This is a genomic window from Novosphingobium sp. ES2-1, assembly GCF_015169775.1.
Lineage (GTDB): Bacteria > Pseudomonadota > Alphaproteobacteria > Sphingomonadales > Sphingomonadaceae > Novosphingobium > Novosphingobium subterraneum.
In genome coordinates this window covers 553,653-574,827 of record NZ_CP063445.1, presented here as the reverse complement: position 1 = coordinate 574,827, position 21,175 = coordinate 553,653, and the positions used below count along the sequence as shown (strand labels likewise).

Below are 21,175 nucleotides of genomic sequence, written 5' to 3'. Positions count from 1 at the left end.
CCTCGTTCTTTTTCCGGCAAAGCCGAAGCTTACATGCCCGAACCCGGACCGTACGTGATTTCCACGCGACGGTTCTGAAGTTCGCGAACGCCGTCGGCGGTCGGAACGCGGTTGTTGCTTTCGCCGAATGCCTGGCTGGTGATCGAGCCATCCGGAATGCCATGCGAGGTCAGGTACGACCGGACCGACACGTTTCGGCGCTCCGAAAGGGCCTGGTTGTACTTCACGGTACCCGAACGGTCGGCATAACCGGCCAGCATGATCGGAACGCTCGCGCAGTTGCCGTAGGCGGTAACCGCGTTGTCGAGGATCGTAGCCGCCTCAGGCGTGATGTCCGACTTATCCCAGTCGAAGAACACGATGTACGGACCCTTGTTGCAGACCGGAGCCGGCGGCGGGGGCGGCGGGGGAGGCGGGGGAGGCGGAGGCGGCGGGGGAGGCGGCGGCGGAGCCGCTTCTTCCACCGGAGCCGCGCCACCGAAGTTGTAGCTGAGCGTGCCGAGGATCGAGTGCGAACGGAAGCGCGTACGAGCAGCGGTGCCGTCAGCAGCAACCAGATCGACGTTGTTGTGGTTGAAGAAGCGATACTTCAGGCCCACATCGACATGATCGCTGATCGGCGCACGGATACCGGCCAGAGCCTGCCATGCAAAACCGGTGTCGGAGTCATTGACCTGGACGCCGACGGTGGAGTTACCAGCGTTGATGAAGTACTTGGAGCGGGCGACGCCGACACCACCGCCAACGAAGCCCTGGAGGCCATCGTCCGGACCGAAGTCAAGCAGACCGTTGACCATGAAGCTCAGCGCGTCAGCATGCCCCTGCGGGTTGTCACGCACCACACCGCCGATGTCGACCGAGTCATTGTATGCACGACGGTAGCTGACTTCGCTTTCAAGGCGGAAGCCGCCGAAGTCATAACCGACGATACCACCGAAGTCGTACCCATCGTGGTTGCTCAGAACGATCCCACCGTTAAGTGCTTCCGAGTCTTCAACCTTCATCGCGCCAGCGTCGGCCTCGACGTACCAAGAATCATCTCGTGCAAACGCAGGAGATGCCAAGGCACTCGACGCCAGGGCAAGGCCCAGGACCAGTTTCCGCATTATCGTTTCCCCTTTTAGCGACATCATGCCACGTCGTGCAGGTTGTCTACCGGTTCCAAAGTGGTCATGCAAGCGGACAAACACACCGAGTGTTGCATGAAAACAACGGATTGCCTCCATTGTGCAGTGCAAATTCTCGATGATTGCGCCCTCATGTGCCGGTGAAATGCCGCTAGAGGGAATTGGTTCCACTTAGTTCGCTGAAATTGTGCCGGTTACTTTAAGCAGTTCGATCAAGGCTGCGATCGCGGCCCGTGCCTCGGCATCGACAACTGCTCCACCTTGCGGGCTGGCCGGGGCCGTTGCAAGAGTCCAGCCACCGTCAAACAGGCGGTTGGCGCCGTTCTGGAGATCATAGCAGCGCATGCCGATGACTGGCTGCACAAACCGCCAGCCCCCTTCCGTCCAGCCCGCAATCGCGTTTTGGTGGTTGGCGAATGGCCCGGTCGGACTTGCCCCCACGATCCATGCCTGTCCGATCACAGGGGCAGTCGGCGGATCACTCAGAACGCCTTGGACAGAACCGGCCACGCAAATATCCAGCAAGGCAAGCGCCTCGTTCACCGTGGTCTCCTTCTGCGCCTGGCCGGCAAAGAGCAGCGGGAGACCCAGTCGTGCGGTCGACGTCGAATAGCTGATAGGGTCAGTCATTGGTTTCCCTTTTCATACTGGCGGGTCATTCTGGTGCCGTGACGATCAGCGGCAATGACAGGGAGGTCCTTCCCACCTGCCGGATGCTGAAGCGGTGCGCCTCGGTCGCCGGGCCCAGGGCTGAAACCTGCGCGGATGTAAGCCGCAGGCGTGGCTCGGTCGTGTTCCAGGTGACGTTCACCGCGTCCGCAGTGCCATAAGCGATCTGCCAGAGTTCCTGAGGCTCATTGAGAGGGACATCGAGCTCGTTCAGCCAAGCCCATCCACCGCGCGATCGCCGGATCCAGTCCAATTGCAGCCCCCCATCGGCGAGGCGTTTTGCCTCGCCGTGGACTGGGGCCAATGGTCGCAAGCCTATGCCGCGGTTGATCACCTCGGTTGTGACGACTTCCGCGTCGCCAAGCCCGAGCGCTGCGATCTGAAGTCCTTCGGCCACGTCCGATGGATCGATCATTGTCAGGGAATCATCGATCAACACGAAAGGCTCATCGCTGGCATGGTTGGAGATGGCTGCCTCAGTCCCCCCACGCCCGCGAAGGAGGCCGCTGATGCGCCATGTTCCGTTCGCAAGCCTTTCTGCGCGCGAAAACTGGATGAGCTCTGATCCGAGGTATGAAAGATTGCTGCCTTGCATCAATTGGGCCCATGTCGCGTCAGCTAACGCTGCATCCTGCGGCACAAGTGCCACATCAACCGTGGCATGTGCGTCGAACATCAGCGGCGTCCCTGCGGGCAGTTGCGTAAGGGTGCGCCCAAGGACTGCGCGGCGTCGGCCTGTCGATCCGATTGCCGCAAGCTGACCATCGCCGGCTTGGACGAACAAGGAGGCACCGGTCCACCCGGCGCTTTGAGATGAAGCAGCCACTCGAAGCTTGACTGTAGTCGGATCGCCCACGCCGTCCCAGGGCAATTCAAACGCTGCCAGCGACGTCGGTCCCGGTTGCAGATCGAGAGCCTGATTCGCCCGGCCCGGATCGCTGATCGTCGTATCCACAGGTGCGGATGGCGGCACTGCGACCAGGTCCAGCATTACCCCGTCCGCCTGCCATTCCCATTGCTCCACTCGCCACCGGCCTTCGGTGACGGGAGTGGTCACAATGGCACCGGGGGCAAAAGCGTGGTCGATCTCGGTTATGCGGTAACGAAGGGTGTCGTGCGCAATCGTCCGACGGCGCGCTGCGCGATCCGCAATGACGCTAGCTTCAGCGGCCGTCATCGCCGCCGGGAGTTCAATGGTAGCCACGTCTCCGGGGGCACTGCGGCCAATGCTGCGCTGCAGGCCCGGCTGATAGTCCCGCCCGATATCGTAGTAGCGGACCGCACATTGCTGCGACACCGGAAGCGCCTCGCGCCGACGCGACCAGCCGCTTGCACGCGCATCCTCGGCGGATTCGCCGCCGGCACACGGCTGCGGCAAGGAAAGGGTAGTTGCCTGGCTGTCGTCGCCAAGCCGGAAGCGCAACCTCTCGTCGGCCACGGTGCAGGCAATCGGCGATAGCTCGGCCAGCGTAGCCACCGCGTCAGCCACCCCGCCCTGCTCGACGGAATATCCTGCCAGCGTAAGCGAACCGATACCCGAGACGTCGGCGGTCGGCAGCAGGAACTGCACGACGTCGGCCGCACTGACCGCGCTTTCGTCGGCCAGGATTTCGAAGGTCAGGGAAGGAAGACGATTGCCGAAATCGGCCAGCTCGAGATCCTCGAACACGACATAGGCCAAGCTACGATAAGCCGGATTCAGCGCTGCGCCTTCGGCCTGCACGAGCAGCGGATCAGGAGCCTGGTCGGCATAACCTCGATGCACGCGGACGCTTCCGCCCACTTTCAGATCGCCTGCCGCCCCGCGCAGAAGGTTGCCGTCTGCCCAGATGCGCCCGATCCCCGTAACGGGTCTGCTCGATACGGCGACTGCAAAAGATGCGGTGTAAGTATAGCTGGTGACAGAGGGCTGGCCTTTCCCGCCACCGTTCTTCTGCTTGTGCTCGACCAGTTCGGTCGACCAGATCACGCTGCCCGACGAACGAATTCGGCCGAAATGCATCGGCAATGCCGACCCATAGCTGGAAGTCTGGACCGACAGCTCCTTGAGCCTTGGCCCCTCGACCTTGCGCTTGCCGAATACCGCGCCGTCGATCTGCTGTCCGAGCAGAGCGCCGATCGCACCGCCCAGCGGCCCGCCGAATGCGGTGCCCACGGCGGTAAGAAGCAGGGTTGCCATCGCAATCAATCCTTCTCGTCTGCCAGTTGCCATTGCAGGCTGACCGGCCATGGAAGCGGCCCGGGCAGAAATGTCACTCGGCCCAATGAAGCGTGTGCATGAACGAAGCCGCCAGGCACGCGCACCGCCAAATGCGATTGCACCGGCCCGACTCGGCACAACACAACATCGCCACCGTCCGCACATTCCGTCAGCCCGCTTGCCGCGGCGCAGCGCAGGAACCGCGCCACACTGGTCGAACGCAGCGCATAGCCCTCGGGCGGATCAGGCTGCCGCCCGGCGCGGCGCAGCGCTTCGGCCACCAGTCCCACGCAATCGAGGCCGGTAGCCGGATCGCGCCCGTGCAACCGGAACGGCACCCCCACCAGGCCCAGCGCCGCCTCGGCAAGCGCCCGGCTCATCCTTGCGCCGCCGGATAACGGGTGAGCAGGTCGTTGCCGGGAAGATACGGCTCGCCCTGGAAATTCACGGCATTGCCGAACCGCGCTGAACAGGTTGCAATCGTGTGATCGCATCCCTCACGCAGCACAACCCGCTGCCCCGCCGTCGCGTCTTCAGCCAGGGGGCGGTCGAGCACGAGCCATCCATCATCCACCACGCGCACGCGCAGCACCGCCCCGGCATCGCCGCCATCCACCGGCCTCAGCCAGCCGAAAGCGAAATCGGCCGCAACAATGCCGCTGGCCCTGACCCATTGTCGGCCTGCCCCCACCTCGGTCAACGTGGCCTCATGCGTGAAGCGGGCCGAAGAAAGCGTGCAACCCTCGCCACAGAACTCGGCGCGGCAGGTCGGCGACGTGCGCGGCACCAGATCGCGCGCCAGCACCTGCTTGAGCGACTCCAGTTCGGCCGAGAACTGCTCCCCCTCACGACCGACCGATCCGATCGTCCCGGTGAACAGCGCCTCGAACTCCAGGCTTTCCCAATCGACCAGCCCCATCGCCACGCGCGCGCCGTCGAACCGTCCGCTGGCAAGCTCCGCCTCGCCTATCGCATCGTGCGCCAGTGCGCCGGAGACTTCTGCCGAGTCCGCCTCCAGCGTCGCTGTCCGACGCACGGCCGATGGCACCATTCCCGGCGCCGTCCGGTGGCGAAGCCCGGCGAATACCAGATCGCGGTCATGGCTGGTGAAGCCCAGCGCCACACCGTCGCGCCGCTCGATCCGCCACCACACCGCCACGGTCTCAAGGGGCTGGCTGAACCAGGTCCGGCTCATGCGTCTTCTCGCAGTTCGACCAGCGGCACGCTCGGCGCCTCGCCAGCCGCGAATTCCGCGCCCGAAATGTCGAGACGGTCCTCGGCAAACCGCACCGGCACGTCGAAGAGGAAGCCGGCCCGCACCACCGAGCCTGCGGCCGGCGCCGTCGCGAACACCAGCACGCCTTTGGCATCGAGTGAAAAATCGCCGGTCTCGGCACCGTCGACACTCACCCTCAACGATTCGCCGCGCGGCCGGGTGATCCGCCGCTTCTGCGCATCGGCCCCGTCGCCATAGTGCTTGAAGAGGGCAAAGCGCGCAGTCGCGCCATCGCCGGTCCCCAGAATCTGGTCCGTCGGCGTCGGCACCCCGGTCATCCCGTTGGAGCTGAAGTCCGAAGGATCGCGCAAGCGAAACCCGCGCGCCTGCCCGCGCCGCGCCCGGAAGAATGCGATCAGCTCGCCCAGTTCCGCCTCGGACCGCACGCCCGGCCCCACGTCAAAGCGCAGCCTGGCATCCGACCACAGGCTGTTACGCCGCTCGAAGCCCGAAGCCGTGATCGTGACATTGGTCGAGAATTCCGGCGTCACCGAAGCGTCCCGTCCCAGCGCCAGCGGGAACAGGACATCGTCAAAGGATTGCATGGTCTCGTCTCCGCTCTTGTCGGGAAGCCGGGTAAAGCCGTCGCGCGAAACCTGCGGCAGAGCCCAGATGAAGGTTTCCGCCACCCCAAGGCCAGCCGCCTCGCTCGCCGCCGCATCGATGCGAGCCCATTCCACTTCCGCATTGTCCGCAAACAGCACGAAGCCTGAGAGGTAGTGCTGCTTCGATCGCGGGTAGCCCAGTCGCGCCTCGGCCATCACCCGCGCCTCGGCGCGCAGCGCATCCTTGCCCGCCGTGACCCAATCGTAGTCTTCCAGCTGCAGCACGTCGAAAGCAGGCGAGGCCCATCCGACGGGCAGATTCGCGCGGTAAGCCTCGGGCGTCACGGGATCGAGCACGGTCGGCAGGAATGCCAGCAGCAGCGTCTCCGCCCCGGCACTGCCCGCAGCCGCTTTCACCGCTGCGGCGAGGTCCGCCGTCGATTGCGCCAGCAAGGCGCCTGCCTGATCGAGCAGGCTCTTCTGCGCCGCGTCAAGGTTCGCGCCCATGTCCGGAATGTTTACGGGACTGCCGCCAAACGCCGCCTTGGCCGCGTCGTCGTAGATGCAGATGCGCCGGTCCTGCGTCACCCACCACCACGGTTCGCCCACCTGATGCCGCACCGGCAGCCCGGCGCCCTGCATCAGGCCGACCAGCGCCACGCCAACCTTGCGCACCCACGCCATCGCCTGTGCGTTCGCGGGCGAAAGCAGTGCCGAAGGCGGCACCCATCCCGTCCGCGCCGGCGCTCCGTCCCACGCCTTCTGCTGCCACGCCGCCGGGCAGTTCTGCGCCAGCACCTCATAGGATTGCGAGGCGATGATCGTCTGCCCCATTGCCTTGGCCCCGGCGAAGAACGCCTCATGCCACTTTTGCGCCGCCGGGTTCATCGCTGGCTGCCAGGGATCGACCACGAACCCGCCTGCCCCGTCCGGTACCAGCGAATAGAAGTGGCTCATGCCGATGTAGTGGTTGATGCTGCCGCGATAGCCCAGGCCCCGGATCTGCCGCAGCAGTCGTGCCGGCGTCAGGTTGTAGGCGTCGTCATAGCCGGTGCACATGGCGAGGCCATGCGGCGGGACCATCACGTCACCCAGTTCCAGCATCGGCTTGTGCCCCTGGCAGGAAATCTCGGAAAGCTCCGCCCACCCCGCCGCCGAAGTCGCAAACGGCGTCGCACTGCCCGGCGCATAGCCCGGCGCCACCAGCGAGATGAACAGCCGGTCGATATCCGCCGGATGCACCGGGTCAGCTTCGGCCGGCAGCAGGAACCCGCCGTCGAGTTCTGAAAACTTCAGCGTGATCTGCGCATCGGTTGGCGAGCCGCTGGCATAGTTCCACAGCCGCACGTACCAGGCCCGCGCATTGCCAGCCGCATCGCGTCCCTCGATGGTCAGCGTCGGCCCGTTTACCGCATCAAGGGGCAGGACCCCGCCCGATCGCCAGCGGAACGAAAGCGTCAGCCGCGAATAATCGCGCCGCGTTTCATAGGCCAGCAGCGGGTGATCCCACTTGTCTTCGGATTCCCAGATCAGCCCGACCAGATCGTCCGCCTTGCGGAACACCGCGTCCACCCGCAGCGCATCGGGCGCGGTCGTCACCACCGAGGCCATTGCGGGCCTTGGGAAATTCACCGTCCAGAAGCGCGGATCGAAGCGCTGGATCGTGTCGGTATGCTGCACCGTGCGGCGCTTGGCCAGCCAGTAACTCATCGCCGGTTCCCCGCCTGATCAGAATTCGTTGAGAGCACGGCGCACCGCCTGCGCCACCTGCTTGCCCGAACGGCGCAGGCTTTCGGGCTGGTTGCTGCCTTGCGGGCTGACGATCCGGATCGAAACGTTCACGTCCCGCCCTCGCCCCCCGCCGACCGAAGGCTCCACGCGCCCGGCTGACGTCGGCACGAACAGCTCCGGACCACGCTCGCCCACGAGGTAACCCCTGCCCGGTGCCACCGGCCCGCCCGTGGCGCGCCCCGGCAATCCGAAGATCGATGAGACCAGTCCCGTCAGCAGGCCGCCGATCCCGCCCGATTGCGCGCCCGTTGCCCCGCCAATCGAGCCGATCCCGGCCTGCACCGCCTGCGCGGCAATGTCGCCGACCACGTTCAGCGCCACGCGTCGCAAGTCTTCGAACCCCAGCGAGCCGCGCCGGATCGCACCCAGCAGTCCGCGCTCCAGCGTGTCGCCTGCCCGGCCGAACCCGTCGACCAGGATCGAATCGAAGCTCCCGCGCATCTGCGCCAGGTCCGCGGTGAAGCCAGACGTGTTGGCGCGTACGTCGATCATCAGCGTGTCGAGTTCATCCGTCACGATCTTGCTCCATCAGTCTGTCGATTGTGCCGCGATCCACGCCCTGGCCATCGGGCGTGCGCATCGCGGCAAGGACGGTGGCCAGTTCCTCGGGCGTCGCCGACCAGAACCGGTTCGGTGACCAGCCCAGCAGCAGCGCGGCCTGTCCCGATAGCCGCGCTGCCACCTTGCCGAAGGTGCCGCTCATCCGCCGCCCTTCAGCACCTGCACGATCAGTGCACGCAGCACCGGCGTACAGGCGGCCAGTCCTTCGCGCGCCACCGCCTCGGCAAAGTCGGCGCGCTCAAGCCCGTTGCGATCGCGCAAGGCGTGCCAGAACAGCGCGACCATCTCGCCCAGCCGCAGCTGCCCGGCGCTCGCCCGCTCGACCAATGCAAACAGCGAGCCGAGTTCCTCCTCCGCTGCCACCAGGGCGCCGAAGGTCGGGCGCAGCACCAGCGGCTGCGCCAAGCGATAGCACCGCTTCACCGCGGTGCGGGTTGGCTGCATCCGCCATCAGACCTGCGCCACCACGCCCGAGCTTTCGAGCGTCATCGTATAGTTGCGCTCGCCGTTGAAATCGCCCGAGTAGTCGAGCCGCTGGACGAGGAAACGCCCACGCATCTTCTCGCCACCCTCGAACGACAGCTCGTAGTCGGCGATGGTCCCGGAAAGGGCATTGCCGCGCACCTGGCCTTCAGCCGCGCTGCCAAGGAAGATGCCCGCCGCGCTCACCGTCACCGAGCGCGTCCCCGCACCGGAAAGCAGCTCGCGCCACCCGCCCGAATCCTTCGAGGTTATGACCACCGCCTCGCCGTTGATGGACATCTGCGTGGTCCGCAGGCCCGCCACGGTGTTGTAGGTCGGCGTTGCCGCGCCATCGCTGATCTTCAGCAGAAAGGCGCTTCCTTTCTGTGCTGCCATGTCGGTTCTCCTTGAAACAGAATGAGGTGTCAGGCCGCCATCACGCGCGCCCGATATTCCAGCACGACCACCCGCACCGCTTCGCCACGCTGTTCGGCCCGCGCCTTCAGCATCGCCAGGCTGGCAATGCGGAAACCACTCGCTGCCTGGTCGTAGGGCAGGCTCTCGACCCGCGCCTCGATCGCCGCGACCAGCGCCGCGCCGCCCAGCGGATCGTCGCTGCGGAAGTTCAGCTCCAGCGCCACGCGGATCTCGCGCCCGGCGAGCGTCTTGGTGCCCCAGTTGGTGCTCGCGCTTGCCGTCAGCGCCAGCCACGGCAAGGCCACGCGCGAAGGTGCTTCCTCGACCACCGCGTTGAGCGCCGCGCCCAGCGCCGGATCATTTGCCAGCCAGTCGATCAGCACGGCGCGAAAGGGAATTTCCATTGCCTATTCCTTTCCGAACAAGGGCCAGAGCAAACCTGCCTGGCGCCACCGCCGCGCGCTCTTGCCCTGCGCCAGCATTGCCGCCCGCGCCTTGGCCAGCGCCTGCGCTTTCTCGGTCAGCCGCCGCACCAGCCCGGCGCCATCGGCCCGCCCCTCGATCATGCGAGGCGCATCCGCCGCCACGGCCGCCACAGCGCGGCGACCACGGCCGGCGGCAGCGTTGCCGCCTTCTTCTCGTCGTCACGCGCGCGATGCTGGTGCGCCGCAAGCCGGATCACGCCATGGCGGATCGCCTCGGGCAAAGTGGTCCAGTCGCTGGCAAGACCGGCAACATAGGTCACCACCACCCGCGTCTGCTCGATCGGCCGGCGCAACCGCACAAGGCCGGTGCCATCGGCACGAATGTCCAGCTCGTAATCGGTCGAAGCCAGCGCCGTGCGCAGACCCGCCGTGCTCAGACCTGCCATCGCGGTGATCGCGGTAACCGGTCGCGCCGAGAGCGCCTGCCACTCGCCACTGGCTTCCAGCACGTCCTCGCAGCCCGATTGCAGCGGCATCGTGCCGGTAAAGCCCTCGCACACGTCAAACGCGGCGCGCATCAGCGAGGCCAGCTCGCCATCGTCGGCGGTCCGGGAAATCCCGAGCCAGGCCTTCAGTTCGCTAAGCGCCGCCGAGGCCACGGCTGGCGGCGCGACAATTGCCCGCATCATGGCAATCTCCGGTCATCTTGGAAGGAAAGGGGGCCTGCGGCGGCAGGGGGAGGAACCGCCGCAGGCATCCGGAGGCCGTCAGGCTTCCGGAAGGGTCAGCCGAACGCCGATCAGGCCGTGATTCTCAGCAGCTTGATCGCATCGCTGTCCATGACCTGCCCGCCCACGCGGCGGGTGGCATAGAACTGGACGTAGGGCTTGTTGGTATAGGGATCGCGCAGGATCGTGGTCTGGCGGCGTTCCGCGATCAGGTAGCCGGCCTTGAAGTTGCCGAACGCGATCGGGAAGGCATTGGCCGCCACATCCGGCATGTCCTCGGCCTCGACCACCGGATAGCCGAGCAGGCGATCGGGCTGGCCCTGTACCAGACCCGGCTGCCACAGGAACGCGCCGTCCGAAGTCTTGAGCTTGCGGATCGTCGCCAGCGTGGTCGAGTTCATCACCCACACTGCGCCCTGGCGCAGCGGCGCCTTCATCTGGAACACCAGATCGATCAGCTTGGCCTCCGGCGCACTATCAAAGCCGGAGGCATTGCCCGAACCGATGAACTGCAGCGCCCCGAAGGCACGGGTATTGTCGCCTGCAGCGCTGGTCGTGGCGGTGAGGAAGCCCTTGGGCTGGTTGGTGCCGGTACCGTTGATGAACGCCGCACCTTCGGCGCGAGCAAATTCGGTCGCGATCTCGCCCGCCAGCCAGCTCTCGACATCGAACGCCGCGTCATCGAGCATCGCCTGCGTCGCCGAAGGATTGGCGTAGAGTTCTCCGGTCGGCGGCAGGATCTCGGCCAGCTTGGGGCTTGCCGTTTCGGGACGCGCCCCGGTCTCGCTGACCCAGCCCGAAGCCGCGCCGCCGATCGACACCAGGCGACGGAAGCCCGAAGTGCCGGTCTGCACGACATTGGCCACCGAACGGATCGGGCTGATCTCCACCATGCGGCGCGCGATCATCTCGTCGATCTTCTGCGGCACGGCAAAGCCGCCATCGGCCGGTACGGTGCCCGAAAGCGCCTTCAGCTCGGTCTCGCGGCCATGGCGGACATAGCCGTCGATGAAGCCGTTGATCTCCTGACCGCCTTCCGCACTGCCAGCGAGCATGGGACGAACCGCCATGCGGCCCGCCCGCTCGATCCGGCCTTTCACTTCCTCCACCGCGCTGCGCAGCGCGGCGATGGCGGCATCGTGCGCATCCTGGCGCTCGACGATGTCGAACGATTCAGCGATGGCATCGGCCTTGGTTTCGATCTCCAGATTATCCATGTGGCTCAACGTCCTTTCTGCATGAAACAGGTCGCACGGGACCGCGCGGCCCATCGGGGACTTCGGTTTCGGGAAAATCAGCCCGCCTCGGGCTCGACGTAGTGGACCCGCGCCAGCGGCTGCATCGGCCGGGTCACCAGGCTCACCTCGAACAGGTCGAGGTCCTCGAGCTCGCGCCCTCCCGGCAGCGCCCGGCCCTTGAGCACGCGGTATCCGAACGAAAGCCCGTCCACCGCGCCGTTCTTGAGCGCCCGCGCCGCCGCCGAATCCGCGGCATCGATCCGTGCCACCACGCGCAGGCCGCGCTCGTCCTCGCCTGCGCTCTCGATCCAGCCGATGCGCTGGTCGGGGCGGTGCTGCCACAGCAGCGGCAGCTTCATCCCTTCGGCCAGCCTGCGCTCGAGACTGCCCTTGAACGCGCCCGGCAGGATCGTATCGCCGCCGCTGTCGCGCTTGCGGAAGATCGCGGCGTAGCCCGCGAACCGCACCGGGGCGCTCAACGCACCAGCTCCATCAGGCCCGTGCGCACCGCGATGCCCAGCAGCAGCAGCGCCAGCAGGCCCCGCACCACCCAGGTCACCACGGCCTTCCACGCGCTCGCCTTGGCATCGCGCCAGGCGCCTAGCAGCTGACGCAGCTCTGCCATGTCGGTCGGCGCATGATCGTCAGCCAGCCCCATCCGGCTCAGCACCCGTGCCGCGCCGAGGTCCGAAGCCTCTTCCACGATCGCCCGCAACGTGACGAGATCGCCGCCCTCGTCCTCGGCCTGCGCGACCAGCCGCGCCAGCATGTCCTCGCGCGTCATGCCCGCACCTCACCGATCCCGAGCCCAAAGCCGAGCATTTGGCGCTTCTCCTCAGCCGAAAGGAAGTCCGCGCCCGAAACCTGGGCCCACAACCGCTCGCGATCCTCGGCCAGCGCCGGCACCGCATCGAGATCGACGCTCAGCGCCGCCCCGGCAAACGATCCCGCCAGCCCCTCGGCCAGCGCGGAGAGCACCTTCCCCGCCAGCGGCAGCAGCGTCAGCCGCCACAGCGCCCGGTTCGCCTCGCGATAGTTGGCGTAAGTGTTATCGCCCGGAATCCCCAGCAGCATCGGCGGCACGCCGAAGGCCAGAGCGATGTCGCGCGCCGCCGCCGCCTTGAGCGTGGCAAAGTCCATGTCCGCCGGGGTCAGCGCCAGCGCCTGCCACTTCAGGCCGCCTTCCAGCAGCATCGGCCTCCCGGCATTGCCCATGCCCGAATAGGCCGCCGTCAGCTCCGCCTTGATCCGCTCGAACTGGTCGGCCGAAAGCGCCGCCCCCGGCTCGCCGGGATCATAGACCAGCGCCCCCGAAGGCCGCGCCGCATTCTCCAGCAACGCGCGGTTCCAGCCCGCCGCTGCATTGTGGATGGCCACAGCCTCCTCGGCTGCCTCCAGGCACCCCGCGCCATAATGATCGTCAAGCGGATGGAAGTGCTTCACATGGATCAGGTTCGGACGCCCGAAGTCGTCCGTCGCCTCGATCCGCATCGCCTTCTCGCCGACCTTGTAGGCAAAGGCCGCAGGCCATCCGCCAGCATCGGGGATCACCGTCACCCGCTCGGGCCGCAGCGCAAACAGCTCCACCGGCACGCCATCGGCATCGCGAAGCACCTGAACATAGGCATTGCCGTGCAGCAGCAGATGCGCCGCCAGCGTCTCGATCAGCGGCTGGCCCGCACTGGTCTCGCTGATCAGCGCCAGAAGCTCGGGTTGCGAAGCCCTGACCGGTGCCCCGCCAATTCCTTCGGCCACGAGCCGCACCGCGCGCTGTGCCACCGGATTGCGCAAGTAGGCCTCGCGGATCGCCACGGGATAGTTGATCGGCCCCCGGGCGCTATCCCCGCGCCAGTCCGAAGCGGCAATCCACGGCGAGACGAAACTGCGCCCCAGCGGCGCGCGCGGCGTCACCGCCTCGCCCTTGAAGGCAGCAGCAAGCGATTGAAAGAACGACATAGTCTGCCTTTCATGATGAAACTGAATGACTGCCCCGCAAGGCGCACTTCTCTTCTCCCGTCCCCCCTTCGACAGGCTCAGGATGAGCGGGAGGGGGTCGGGGGTGGGCAAGCAGCCCCACCAAAACCTTCAATCAAACCAGATGCGCGGCTCCGCCTGTTGCCCCAGCATCAGCTCGGTCAGCGCCCAGACACAGGCATCCGCCCGGTCGGGAGATCGCCCCGGCCCCTGGTATTCGCCGCCCGGCATCATTCCGCACAACTCGTCCTCCAGCCTTGCGAACATCCCGGCGTGGCGCACCCGCCCCGCTTCATAGAGCGCCGCCACCGGCTCTGCCCGCGCCGCCTTGCCCCGGCTTGCATGGACAAGGCGCAAGGGCAGGTTCGCCTGTGCCGCACGCAGCACCGCGCTCACCATCTCGCCCCCCTGGTTCGCCTCGGCCACCACCCGGTCAGCCGACCAGGCCTGTGCGGCATTGACGACGGCGCGGGCCCAGCGCTCGGGACTGGCCTGTTCCACCGAACAGTCGGCCAGCACCCGGGCGATCCGGTCATCCCCGATGCCGCACACCACGATGCCGCAGGCATCGCCATGTGCACTGGCCGGAGGATCGACCCCGATCACGATCCGCGTGCACGGCGGCGCTGCGTCTTCGCGTCCACCTTCGATCAGTCGGCGGCTCCACAGCGCGCCAGCCAGATCCTCGATCATCTCGCCCAGCAGTTCCTGCCGGCCCAGCATGGTCCCGCCAAACGTCGTGCGCATCGCCTCAAGGAAGCGCTTGGGCAGGTTCGCGGCGTTGTCAAAGGTCGTGCCCCGCGTCACCACCACGTCTTCACGCCTGTCCGGGTTCTGGCCACCCACGATCCGCGCCACCAGCGGCACCGGCCGCGGCGTGGTCGTCGCCACCAGCCTGGGATCGCTCCCCAGCCGCAGCCCCATCAGCAGGTTGTCCCAGGTCGAAAGCGCCCGGTTCGACATGTTGTCCCACTTGGCAATCTCGTCGCACCAGGCATGGCTGTGCTGCGGCCCGCGCAAGGCTTCCGGTTCGCCCGCCGAATAGAGGAACGCCTGTGCCCCGTTCGGCCAAGTCAGGCGCCGGACCGAACTTTCATAGGTCGGCCGCCGCCACGGTGCCCCGATCGAAAGCAGCCCGCTCTCGCCTTCCACCATCACGCTGCGCGCTTCGTGGAGCGATGATCCGATCAGCGCGATCCGCGCCTCCGGATCGCCCTCCGCCACGCTGCGCACCCATTCCGCGCCCAGCCGCGTCTTGCCGAACCCGCGCCCGGCCATGACCAGCCACACCCGCCAGTCGTCGTCCGGGGCAAGCTGGTTTTCCCGCGCCCAGGTCCGCCAGTCGAACGGCCACTCGATAATCTCCTTGTCGTCCAGTCCTTCGACGAAAGCGGCAACGCGCTCGGGGCTTGCATCGGACAGCCAGTCCAGCAAAGCCCGCTCAGCCATGCGCGCTCACGTCCATGGCCGCAGCCTGGCGCTGCTTCTGCACTTGCTCGCGGATCTGCAGCAGCTTGGCATGGAGCGATTGGCGCACGGCTTCGACGTCGGCATTGTCGCGGATCGCCCGCTCGCGCGCCACGGTCTCGCGGTGCTGCGAAAGCAGGCGCAGCGCGGTCGCATTGTCGAACTTCGCACCATCCTTCGGCTCGCCGAAGCGCAGCCGATGCAGCACTTCGATCTCCAGCAGGTCGTAACCCTCGCACAGCGCCTCGCGCCACCTGGCGGCAAATTCGCTGTCGTCGCGCTTGTCCTTGTAGGCCCGCGAGGCCGGAATGTCCGCCGCCGCTGCCGCCGCCGTCACGTTCGACGTTTCGGCCAGCACGGCCAAAAACACCGGTCGCCACGGCCTGTTGCTCTTCTTCGTCTTCACCGGTGGCGCAGGTGCCAGTTCCCTATCAGGAACGTCTGCGCACGCAGTCTCCGCACATGACTCATCGGCACCCGGCTGCACTTTCGGCTTGGCCATGCGGACCATCCCTTTCGGAATTGAGCTTTCTTGACGCCATCGCCCGCCGTTCGCGCTTTCAGAACGATTCGGCCTCGCGATGTTCTTGATATGTACTCAATCAACCGGGAAAGTCAACCAAAAAGTGCCAATAAGGTTATCTTCGGCCTTCGGCATAACCAAACCACAAGAAGGTCTGGCACTCCGTCCCCGCCTCCCCTATCCGCACAACCGCAACAACGAACGGGATCCCGATGCTTCGCCGCCTTTACGATTGGACCATGGCCAAGGCCGCGCACCCCCATGCCGAATGGTGGCTCGCGCTGTTCGCGTTCATGGAGGCAAGCTTCTTCCCGATCCCGCCGCATCCGCTGCTCGGCCTGATGTGTCTCGCTGAACCCCGGAAGGCCGTGCGCTTCGCCGCTGTTGCCACGATTGCCTCGGTGCTGGGCGGTCTGCTCGGCTACGCAATCGGCTATGGCCTCTATGACACTGTCGGCACCCAGCTGCTGGCCGCGCTGCACCTGACCGAGAGCTTCCCCAAGGCGGCGTGCTACCTGCGCGAATACGGGGTCGAGATCATCATGATCAAGGGCGCCACGCCCATCCCGTTCAAGCTGCTGACGATCACCGCCGGTTTCATCGCCATGCCGCTGGTGCCGTTCATCCTTGCCAGCATCGTCAGCCGCTCGATCAGCTTCATGATCGTCGGCGTGCTGTTCCGCCTGTTCGGTGCGCCGATCAAGCGCTTCATCGACAAGTACCTCGGCCTTGTCACCGTCGGCTTCGTCCTGCTCGTCGTCGGTGGCTTCATCGCCGCGACAATGCTCGGCGGCGGCGGCACGTCGGATACCAAGGCCAAGTGCGAACAGATCGCGCCCGTTACCGCATCCTGATTGTGGAATACGCTTTTTGCGCCTCTTGACGGTTCATCGCATCTTCAGGATTTTTCGTCACAACTGAAACTGTCTTTGCGACTTTTGCATGGGTCGGAGCATCGCGCTCCTTTCAGGCCGGTGCTCCTTCCGAACCGAAGGAAGGAAGAGCATGGGACGTGTGATAGGCGCCAACACCCTTGGGGAGGATATCCGGCTGCAGATGGAAGGCTACGGCCTCACCACCATCCAGATCCACTATTACCTGCCGGACCACCCCAGCCTGCTGCAGATGTTCGCCTTCCAGCAATACGATCTCGCCCCCCGGTTCCCGCGCCTCCACGGCTTCCTCGATCACTGGCGGCGCGAAATCGAGGCTGCCCTCCACTCGGTCCGCATCGCCCACAATCACCTGATTGGCCCACAGGAATGGCGGGCTGTCGACGGCGTGATCTCGATCAACTGATCGTCAGCTAGTTCTTCCCCCCTCCCGCAGGCGGGAGGGGTTGGGGGTGGGCAAAAGCGCAACCCCCGAATATCAAAGCCCGAACCTGTACGAGTACCCCACGCCGACCGAAAACTGCGTGCGCTGCCCGCGCTCCCGGATCAGCGAACTCGCCGCAGGCTCGCCGCCCAAGCGGTCCACGCCGGCAAACACCGCCACCGCCCGCTTCGGACTGAGCGGCCGGATCAGGCTGGCTCCAATCCCGTAGGAAACCAGCCCGCCATCGGGCCGCGAAACCGCCAACCCGGTGCGCGCCGCCTGGGCGCCATCCACCCCGTAATAGGTCCGCATGAAATCGCCGCTGGCAAAGGTCGCGCGCGGCCCCACCGCATAGATCACCTTGCCCGACCGCCCGGAGTACTGCGCCAGCACGTCGCCCACCACGCCCTCGTGCCCGCCAAAGCCCTGCCGGACCTCGGCCCGCAGGCGCCACTGCTTCTTCGCGCCCAGCCGCTTCTCGACAAAGCCGCCGGCCTCGCCGGCAATGTCCACGTCGCCCATCCCGCGCAAGGCGTCGCTGCCGCCGGCAATCAGGAACGGCGATCCGCCGTCATCCTCGTTCCGCCCAAAGCGGGTCCGCACGATCGGCCCCGCCTTCCATCCATCGCGGTTCACCGCGTTCCAGCCGAGGCCATCCTGCACCGAAAGGAACAGCGTGTCCTTGTAGTTGATCCGCAGGTCCGGGAAGATCGACAGTGCGGTGTCCTTCGATCCGGCCCAGGCCATCCCGAACACCGGCGCCACGCCCACGGTCATCGTCCACCCTTGGGGTGCCATCGGCGGCCCCGCCGGCCGCACGGGTGCCGTGGCCGAAGGCGCTGTCTGCGCCAATGCCGGATGCGGCAGGGCCAGATTCGCCAGGGAAAGCCCGAGGGCAGTAGGCACCATCGCCCGAATGACACGCATCCTTATTCTCCTCAGTGTAAGTAACGACCCGTCGTGTCCTATGGATTGCCTTCACGACCAGCACTTTGCGGCAATGTGTCGAAAACTTGCCCTTGTGCTGCGCACGCTGTCCCGCAATCCTCGCGCCATGCTCACGCTCTACCACTGCAAGAACGCCCGCTCCTTCCGCGCGCTCTGGGCGCTTGAGGAAATGGGCCTGCCCTACCGGCTCCATACCCTCCCCTTCCCGCCGCGCCACCGGCATGAAGGCATGCACGAAATCAACCCCTTGGGCACGATTCCGGTCCTGATCGATGGCGATGTGAGAATGACCGAAAGCGTCGCGATCCCGCACTACCTCGCCACGAAGTATGGCCCGACGGACCTCGCCGTCGCCCCGCACGAGGAAGGCTACGCCGCCTACCTCAACTTCCTCGTCATGGGCGAGGCGACGCTCACCTTCCCGCAGACCATCCACCTGCGCTACCAGGTCTTTGCCAGGCCCGGAGAGCGCCGCCCCGAAATCGCGCGCGACTACGCCGAATGGTTCGGCTCGCGATTGCGGAATGCGGAAGGCATGATGGGTGAGGAATTCGTCGCTGCCGGACGGTTCACCATGGCCGACATCTCGGTTGGCTATGCGATCATGCTCGCGCTGTCGGTCGGCCTCGAAGAGTTCGTGCCGAGTTCGCTGCGCGACCGCTGGAGTTCGCTTTCTGCCCGCGAGAGTTGGAAACGCGCGATTGCCGCCCAGGAATCAAGCGCCTAAGCGCGGCGGATGGCCCTCATTGCGTTCAACAAGCCCTTTGGCGTGCTCTGCCAGTTCTCTCCCGAACGCACTGGCCCGCCCCGGCCCACGCTCGCGGATTTCATAGACTTCCCGGGCGTTTACCCGGCCGGCCGGCTTGACCATGACAGCGAAGGCCTGCTCCTCCTGACCGACGACGGCCACCTCCAGTCCCGCATCGCCGACCCGCGCCACAAGCTGCCAAAAACCTATCTCGTTCAGGTGGAAGGCGAGCCCGACGAGGCCGCACTGCAGGCGCTGTGCAAGGGGGTCACGCTCAAGGACGGCCCCACCCTACCCGCCAGGGCGGAGCGGATCGACGACCCGGCGCTCTGGCCCCGCGATCCGCCGATCCGCGTGAGAAAATCGATCCCCGACAGCTGGTTGCGCCTCACGATCCGCGAAGGTCGCAACCGCCAGGTCCGCCGCATGACCGCCGCCGTCGGCCACCCGACACTGCGCCTCGTCCGCTGGCAGATCGGCGACTGGACACTCGACGGGATTGCGCCCGGAGAATGGCGAGCGCTCTAAAGCGGTTACTCTACGGTGACCGACTTCGCCAGGTTGCGCGGCTGATCGACGTCAGTGCCCTTGGCCACGGCGACATGGTAGGCGAGCAACTGCACCGGCACCGCATAGACCAGCGGCGCGATCAGCGGGTGGACCTTCGGCATCTCGATGGTGGCCAGGCACCCCTCGCCCGCTTCGGCAATGCCTTCGGCGTCCGAGATCAGCACGACCTTGCCGCCGCGGGCGCGCACTTCCTGCATGTTGCTGACGGTCTTTTCAAAGAGCGGTCCGGAAGGCGCCAGCACGATCACCGGCACAGCCTCGTCGATCAGCGCGATGGGGCCGTGCTTCATCTCGCCGCTGGCATAGCCTTCTGCGTGGATATAGCTGATTTCCTTGAGCTTCAGCGCTCCTTCCAGCGCCAGCGGATAATCCGGCCCACGGCCAAGATAGAGCACGTCGCGCGCAGGCGCGATCAGGTGCGCCATGCCGGCAATCTCCTCGTCGTGGGCAAGCGCGGCGTTGAGGCAGGCCGGAGTCTCGACCAGCTGCTCGACGATCTCGGCCTCTTCCTCACGGCTGAGCCGCCCGCGCTTGACCGCAAGGTGCGCCGCGAGCGCCGCCAGCACGGCCAGTTGGCAGGTGAAGGCCTTGGTCGAGGCTACGCCGATTTCCGGCCCGGCATGGGTCGGCAGCAGCAGGTCCGCCTCGCGGGCCATCGAACTCGTCGGCACGTTGACGACGACGGCGATGGTCTGCCCCGCGGCCTTGCAATGCCGCAGCGCCGCCAGCGTGTCTGCCGTCTCACCGCTCTGCGAGATGAACAGGGCAAGGCCGCCCGGCTCGAGCACGGGATCGCGGTAACGGAATTCCGATGCCACATCGATGTCCACCGGCAGCCGCGCGAACTGTTCGAACCAGTACTTTGCGACCATCCCGGCGTAGAAACTCGTTCCGCAGGCGACGATGGTCACGCGGTTGATGCTGGCGAGATCGAAGTCGATCTGCGGCAGCGCCACGGTCTGCTCCACCCGGCGCAGGTAGGAGCGCAGCGTTTGTGCCACCACCACCGGCTGCTCGAAGATCTCCTTCTGCATGAAGTGGCGGTAGTTGCCCTTCTCGATCGCGGCTGCGGTTGCGCCCGAGGCGACGATGGGACGCTCGACCGGATTGTTTTCGGCATCGAAGATCTGCGCGCCATCGCGGGTGATGACCACCCAGTCGCCCTCTTCGAGATAGGTGATCCGCTGCGTCAGCGGGGCGAGCGCCAGCGCGTCCGATCCAAGATAGGTCTCGCCCACGCCATAGCCCACCACCAGCGGCGAACCGAGACGCGCACCGATCAGCATGTCGTCATGGGTGCGGAAGGCGATGGCAAGGGCGAAGGCCCCGCGCAAGGTCGGCAGCACGGCCTTGACCGCGTCCTGCGGCGAAAGCCCCGCCTCGACCTGTTCGGACACGAGGTGGGCGACGACTTCTGTATCGGTCTCGCTTTCGAACGTGCGGCCGCGCGCGATCAGCGCTTCGCGCAGCGGCTTGAAGTTTTCGATGATGCCGTTGTGGACCAGCGCGACTTCACCCGTGGCATGGGGGTGCGCATTGCTGGTCGTCGGCGCGCCATGCGTTGCCCAGCGGGTGTGGGCGATGCCGATCAGGCCCGAGGCCGGATTGCGCGCCAGTTCCGCCACAAGATTATTGAGCTTGCCCTCGGCCCGCCGCCGCACGAGCTGACCGCCTTCGACAGTGCAGATGCCCGCCGAGTCATAGCCGCGATATTCCATCCGCCGCAGGCCATCGACCAGCCGGTCTGCCACCTGTTCCTTGCCGACGATTCCGATGATTCCGCACATTTGGGGATGGGCTTTCGTTTAGAGTGTTGTGGCGCTTAGAGCGTATAGGGCACGCGGATGCCGGGCATGGTTGCCGGAAAATCCTTGGTATTTCGTGTAATCAGAATGGCCCCGTTAACCTGTGCAGTAGCCAGGATATAGGCATCCATCAGCTTCATCCGGCTGCGATAGCGGATATCGGCTGCTGCAGTGGCGATCCGCGCATCGATTTCCACGCAATCGAAATGGCTCAAGGCTTCACGCACCAGATCGCGCCTTTCCAGTGCTTCACCGGCCATCACTTCGGTCCACACGATCCTGCTGATGCGGTGGCTGCGATATCGCGCGATCTCCTGCGTGGCATGGGGCATCCGCCGCAGCCAGTCGATCACGATGTTGGTGTCGAAAAACGGTGCCGACACG

The 21,175-nt window shown here is 66.1% G+C and carries 26 protein-coding genes; 4 read left to right on the top strand and 22 right to left on the bottom strand.

What is annotated here, in order from left to right; genetic code table 11:
* Nucleotides 1-29: 29 nt before the first annotated feature.
* From IM701_RS02790 to IM701_RS02700, 19 genes are all read right to left on the bottom strand, one after another.
* Complete coding sequence (locus IM701_RS02790; RefSeq protein WP_193827723.1) at nucleotides 30-1,106, bottom strand: OmpA family protein; 1,077 nt, start codon at nucleotides 1,104-1,106, stop codon at nucleotides 30-32.
* 192 nt (nucleotides 1,107-1,298) lie between these two features.
* Entirely contained in the window at nucleotides 1,299-1,757 is a 459-nt protein-coding gene (locus IM701_RS02785) for a DUF2793 domain-containing protein (protein ID WP_193827722.1), read from the bottom strand.
* A gap of 25 nt (nucleotides 1,758-1,782) precedes the next feature.
* Nucleotides 1,783-3,975 (bottom strand): phage tail protein, encoded by a 2,193-nt coding sequence (locus tag IM701_RS02780; protein ID WP_193827721.1) that lies wholly within the window; start codon nucleotides 3,973-3,975, stop codon nucleotides 1,783-1,785.
* 5 nt (nucleotides 3,976-3,980) lie between these two features.
* Nucleotides 3,981-4,376, bottom strand: coding sequence for a C40 family peptidase (locus IM701_RS02775; protein ID WP_193827720.1), 396 nt, complete (start codon nucleotides 4,374-4,376; stop codon nucleotides 3,981-3,983).
* The gene (locus IM701_RS02770; RefSeq protein ID WP_193827719.1) at nucleotides 4,373-5,191 is read right to left on the bottom strand and encodes a DUF2163 domain-containing protein; all 819 of its coding nucleotides are present in this window, start codon (nucleotides 5,189-5,191) and stop codon (nucleotides 4,373-4,375) included. Before IM701_RS02770 ends, IM701_RS02775 begins: the two co-directional genes overlap by 4 nt.
* Nucleotides 5,188-7,527, bottom strand: coding sequence for a DUF2460 domain-containing protein (locus tag IM701_RS02765; protein ID WP_193827718.1), 2,340 nt, complete (start codon nucleotides 7,525-7,527; stop codon nucleotides 5,188-5,190). The genes IM701_RS02770 and IM701_RS02765 overlap by 4 nt, the downstream gene beginning before the upstream one ends.
* An 18-nt stretch (nucleotides 7,528-7,545) precedes the next feature.
* A complete protein-coding gene (locus IM701_RS02760; RefSeq protein WP_193827717.1) occupies nucleotides 7,546-8,124 on the bottom strand; it encodes a phage tail tape measure protein in 579 nt (192 codons plus the stop codon).
* A complete protein-coding gene (locus tag IM701_RS02755) occupies nucleotides 8,114-8,311 on the bottom strand; it encodes a phage tail assembly chaperone (RefSeq protein WP_193827716.1) in 198 nt (65 codons plus the stop codon). The genes IM701_RS02760 and IM701_RS02755 overlap by 11 nt, the downstream gene beginning before the upstream one ends.
* Nucleotides 8,308-8,613: a gene transfer agent family protein gene (locus tag IM701_RS02750; RefSeq protein WP_370584343.1), complete on the bottom strand. Its 306-nt coding sequence runs from the start codon at nucleotides 8,611-8,613 to the stop codon at nucleotides 8,308-8,310. Before IM701_RS02750 ends, IM701_RS02755 begins: the two co-directional genes overlap by 4 nt.
* Before the next feature lie 6 nt (nucleotides 8,614-8,619).
* Nucleotides 8,620-9,027, bottom strand: a complete 408-nt coding sequence (locus IM701_RS02745) for a phage major tail protein, TP901-1 family (RefSeq protein WP_062346116.1) — start codon at nucleotides 9,025-9,027, stop codon at nucleotides 8,620-8,622.
* A 29-nt stretch (nucleotides 9,028-9,056) separates the two neighbouring features.
* Nucleotides 9,057-9,452, bottom strand: a complete 396-nt coding sequence (locus IM701_RS02740) for a DUF3168 domain-containing protein (RefSeq protein WP_193827715.1) — start codon at nucleotides 9,450-9,452, stop codon at nucleotides 9,057-9,059.
* A gap of 3 nt (nucleotides 9,453-9,455) precedes the next feature.
* Entirely contained in the window at nucleotides 9,456-9,614 is a 159-nt protein-coding gene (locus IM701_RS02735) for a hypothetical protein (protein WP_156135949.1), read from the bottom strand.
* On the bottom strand, nucleotides 9,611-10,162 hold the full coding sequence (locus IM701_RS02730) for a hypothetical protein (protein WP_193827714.1): 552 nt from the start codon (nucleotides 10,160-10,162) through the stop codon (nucleotides 9,611-9,613). The genes IM701_RS02735 and IM701_RS02730 overlap by 4 nt, the downstream gene beginning before the upstream one ends.
* A gap of 110 nt (nucleotides 10,163-10,272) precedes the next feature.
* The gene (locus tag IM701_RS02725; protein ID WP_193827713.1) at nucleotides 10,273-11,418 is read right to left on the bottom strand and encodes a phage major capsid protein; all 1,146 of its coding nucleotides are present in this window, start codon (nucleotides 11,416-11,418) and stop codon (nucleotides 10,273-10,275) included.
* Between the two features lie 77 nt (nucleotides 11,419-11,495).
* Entirely contained in the window at nucleotides 11,496-11,918 is a 423-nt protein-coding gene (locus tag IM701_RS02720) for an HK97 family phage prohead protease (protein ID WP_193827712.1), read from the bottom strand.
* Nucleotides 11,915-12,223, bottom strand: coding sequence for a DUF6127 family protein (locus IM701_RS02715; protein ID WP_039338591.1), 309 nt, complete (start codon nucleotides 12,221-12,223; stop codon nucleotides 11,915-11,917). Before IM701_RS02715 ends, IM701_RS02720 begins: the two co-directional genes overlap by 4 nt.
* Nucleotides 12,220-13,395, bottom strand: coding sequence for a phage portal protein (locus tag IM701_RS02710; protein WP_193827711.1), 1,176 nt, complete (start codon nucleotides 13,393-13,395; stop codon nucleotides 12,220-12,222). Before IM701_RS02710 ends, IM701_RS02715 begins: the two co-directional genes overlap by 4 nt.
* 129 nt (nucleotides 13,396-13,524) lie before the next feature.
* Complete coding sequence (locus tag IM701_RS02705; RefSeq protein WP_193827710.1) at nucleotides 13,525-14,862, bottom strand: DNA-packaging protein; 1,338 nt, start codon at nucleotides 14,860-14,862, stop codon at nucleotides 13,525-13,527.
* Nucleotides 14,855-15,382 carry a hypothetical protein gene (locus IM701_RS02700; RefSeq protein ID WP_193827709.1) on the bottom strand — a complete coding sequence of 176 codons (528 nt, stop codon included), beginning with the start codon at nucleotides 15,380-15,382 and terminating at the stop codon, nucleotides 14,855-14,857. Before IM701_RS02700 ends, IM701_RS02705 begins: the two co-directional genes overlap by 8 nt.
* 233 nt (nucleotides 15,383-15,615) lie before the next feature.
* On the opposite strand from IM701_RS02700, the gene IM701_RS02695 reads away from it, so the two are divergent.
* Together IM701_RS02695 and IM701_RS02690 are read left to right on the top strand one after the other, a co-directional pair.
* Nucleotides 15,616-16,257: a YqaA family protein gene (locus IM701_RS02695; protein ID WP_039338587.1), complete on the top strand. Its 642-nt coding sequence runs from the start codon at nucleotides 15,616-15,618 to the stop codon at nucleotides 16,255-16,257.
* A gap of 151 nt (nucleotides 16,258-16,408) precedes the next feature.
* Nucleotides 16,409-16,702 carry an usg protein gene (locus tag IM701_RS02690; RefSeq protein WP_052242786.1) on the top strand — a complete coding sequence of 98 codons (294 nt, stop codon included), beginning with the start codon at nucleotides 16,409-16,411 and terminating at the stop codon, nucleotides 16,700-16,702.
* Between the two features lie 72 nt (nucleotides 16,703-16,774).
* Here IM701_RS02690 and IM701_RS02685 read toward each other — a convergent pair whose 3' ends face one another.
* The gene (locus tag IM701_RS02685) at nucleotides 16,775-17,647 is read right to left on the bottom strand and encodes a MipA/OmpV family protein (RefSeq protein ID WP_230487767.1); all 873 of its coding nucleotides are present in this window, start codon (nucleotides 17,645-17,647) and stop codon (nucleotides 16,775-16,777) included.
* Between the two features lie 73 nt (nucleotides 17,648-17,720).
* On the opposite strand from IM701_RS02685, the gene IM701_RS02680 reads away from it, so the two are divergent.
* On the top strand, nucleotides 17,721-18,395 hold the full coding sequence (locus IM701_RS02680) for a glutathione S-transferase family protein (protein WP_230487766.1): 675 nt from the start codon (nucleotides 17,721-17,723) through the stop codon (nucleotides 18,393-18,395).
* Between the two features lie 9 nt (nucleotides 18,396-18,404).
* On the top strand, nucleotides 18,405-18,944 hold the full coding sequence (locus IM701_RS02675) for a pseudouridine synthase (protein WP_039338583.1): 540 nt from the start codon (nucleotides 18,405-18,407) through the stop codon (nucleotides 18,942-18,944).
* A gap of 5 nt (nucleotides 18,945-18,949) precedes the next feature.
* Here IM701_RS02675 and glmS read toward each other — a convergent pair whose 3' ends face one another.
* Both glmS and IM701_RS02665 read right to left on the bottom strand, forming a co-directional pair.
* Nucleotides 18,950-20,773 (bottom strand): glutamine--fructose-6-phosphate transaminase (isomerizing), encoded by a 1,824-nt coding sequence (gene glmS / locus IM701_RS02670; RefSeq protein WP_193827708.1) that lies wholly within the window; start codon nucleotides 20,771-20,773, stop codon nucleotides 18,950-18,952.
* Between the two features lie 35 nt (nucleotides 20,774-20,808).
* The gene (locus IM701_RS02665) at nucleotides 20,809-21,174 is read right to left on the bottom strand and encodes a type II toxin-antitoxin system VapC family toxin (protein ID WP_039337932.1); all 366 of its coding nucleotides are present in this window, start codon (nucleotides 21,172-21,174) and stop codon (nucleotides 20,809-20,811) included.
* Nucleotide 21,175: the final 1 nt, after the last annotated feature.

What these genes read in the sequence shown, in the direction of transcription:
- IM701_RS02705 (WP_193827710.1), bottom strand. Translation starts at nt 14,862, where the DNA reads ATGGCTGAGCGGGCTTTGCTGGACTGGCTGTCCGATGCAAGCCCCGAG.
- IM701_RS02680 (WP_230487766.1), top strand. Translation starts at nt 17,721, where the DNA reads ATGTGTCGAAAACTTGCCCTTGTGCTGCGCACGCTGTCCCGCAATCCT.
- IM701_RS02765 (WP_193827718.1), bottom strand. Translation starts at nt 7,527, where the DNA reads ATGAGTTACTGGCTGGCCAAGCGCCGCACGGTGCAGCATACCGACACG.
- IM701_RS02740 (WP_193827715.1), bottom strand. Translation starts at nt 9,452, where the DNA reads ATGGAAATTCCCTTTCGCGCCGTGCTGATCGACTGGCTGGCAAATGAT.
- IM701_RS02715 (WP_039338591.1), bottom strand. Translation starts at nt 12,223, where the DNA reads ATGACGCGCGAGGACATGCTGGCGCGGCTGGTCGCGCAGGCCGAGGAC.
- IM701_RS02735 (WP_156135949.1), bottom strand. Translation starts at nt 9,614, where the DNA reads ATGATCGAGGGGCGGGCCGATGGCGCCGGGCTGGTGCGGCGGCTGACC.
- IM701_RS02755 (WP_193827716.1), bottom strand. Translation starts at nt 8,311, where the DNA reads ATGAGCGGCACCTTCGGCAAGGTGGCAGCGCGGCTATCGGGACAGGCC.
- IM701_RS02725 (WP_193827713.1), bottom strand. Translation starts at nt 11,418, where the DNA reads ATGGATAATCTGGAGATCGAAACCAAGGCCGATGCCATCGCTGAATCG.
- IM701_RS02710 (WP_193827711.1), bottom strand. Translation starts at nt 13,395, where the DNA reads ATGTCGTTCTTTCAATCGCTTGCTGCTGCCTTCAAGGGCGAGGCGGTG.
- IM701_RS02790 (WP_193827723.1), bottom strand. Translation starts at nt 1,106, where the DNA reads ATGCGGAAACTGGTCCTGGGCCTTGCCCTGGCGTCGAGTGCCTTGGCA.
- IM701_RS02785 (WP_193827722.1), bottom strand. Translation starts at nt 1,757, where the DNA reads ATGACTGACCCTATCAGCTATTCGACGTCGACCGCACGACTGGGTCTC.
- IM701_RS02745 (WP_062346116.1), bottom strand. Translation starts at nt 9,027, where the DNA reads ATGGCAGCACAGAAAGGAAGCGCCTTTCTGCTGAAGATCAGCGATGGC.
- IM701_RS02775 (WP_193827720.1), bottom strand. Translation starts at nt 4,376, where the DNA reads ATGAGCCGGGCGCTTGCCGAGGCGGCGCTGGGCCTGGTGGGGGTGCCG.
- IM701_RS02695 (WP_039338587.1), top strand. Translation starts at nt 15,616, where the DNA reads ATGCTTCGCCGCCTTTACGATTGGACCATGGCCAAGGCCGCGCACCCC.
- IM701_RS02750 (WP_370584343.1), bottom strand. Translation starts at nt 8,613, where the DNA reads ATGCAGCCAACCCGCACCGCGGTGAAGCGGTGCTATCGCTTGGCGCAG.
- IM701_RS02675 (WP_039338583.1), top strand. Translation starts at nt 18,405, where the DNA reads ATGGCCCTCATTGCGTTCAACAAGCCCTTTGGCGTGCTCTGCCAGTTC.
- IM701_RS02780 (WP_193827721.1), bottom strand. Translation starts at nt 3,975, where the DNA reads ATGGCAACCCTGCTTCTTACCGCCGTGGGCACCGCATTCGGCGGGCCG.
- IM701_RS02700 (WP_193827709.1), bottom strand. Translation starts at nt 15,382, where the DNA reads ATGGCCAAGCCGAAAGTGCAGCCGGGTGCCGATGAGTCATGTGCGGAG.
- IM701_RS02730 (WP_193827714.1), bottom strand. Translation starts at nt 10,162, where the DNA reads ATGATGCGGGCAATTGTCGCGCCGCCAGCCGTGGCCTCGGCGGCGCTT.
- IM701_RS02685 (WP_230487767.1), bottom strand. Translation starts at nt 17,647, where the DNA reads ATGCGTGTCATTCGGGCGATGGTGCCTACTGCCCTCGGGCTTTCCCTG.
- glmS (WP_193827708.1), bottom strand. Translation starts at nt 20,773, where the DNA reads ATGTGCGGAATCATCGGAATCGTCGGCAAGGAACAGGTGGCAGACCGG.
- IM701_RS02690 (WP_052242786.1), top strand. Translation starts at nt 16,409, where the DNA reads ATGGGACGTGTGATAGGCGCCAACACCCTTGGGGAGGATATCCGGCTG.
- IM701_RS02770 (WP_193827719.1), bottom strand. Translation starts at nt 5,191, where the DNA reads ATGAGCCGGACCTGGTTCAGCCAGCCCCTTGAGACCGTGGCGGTGTGG.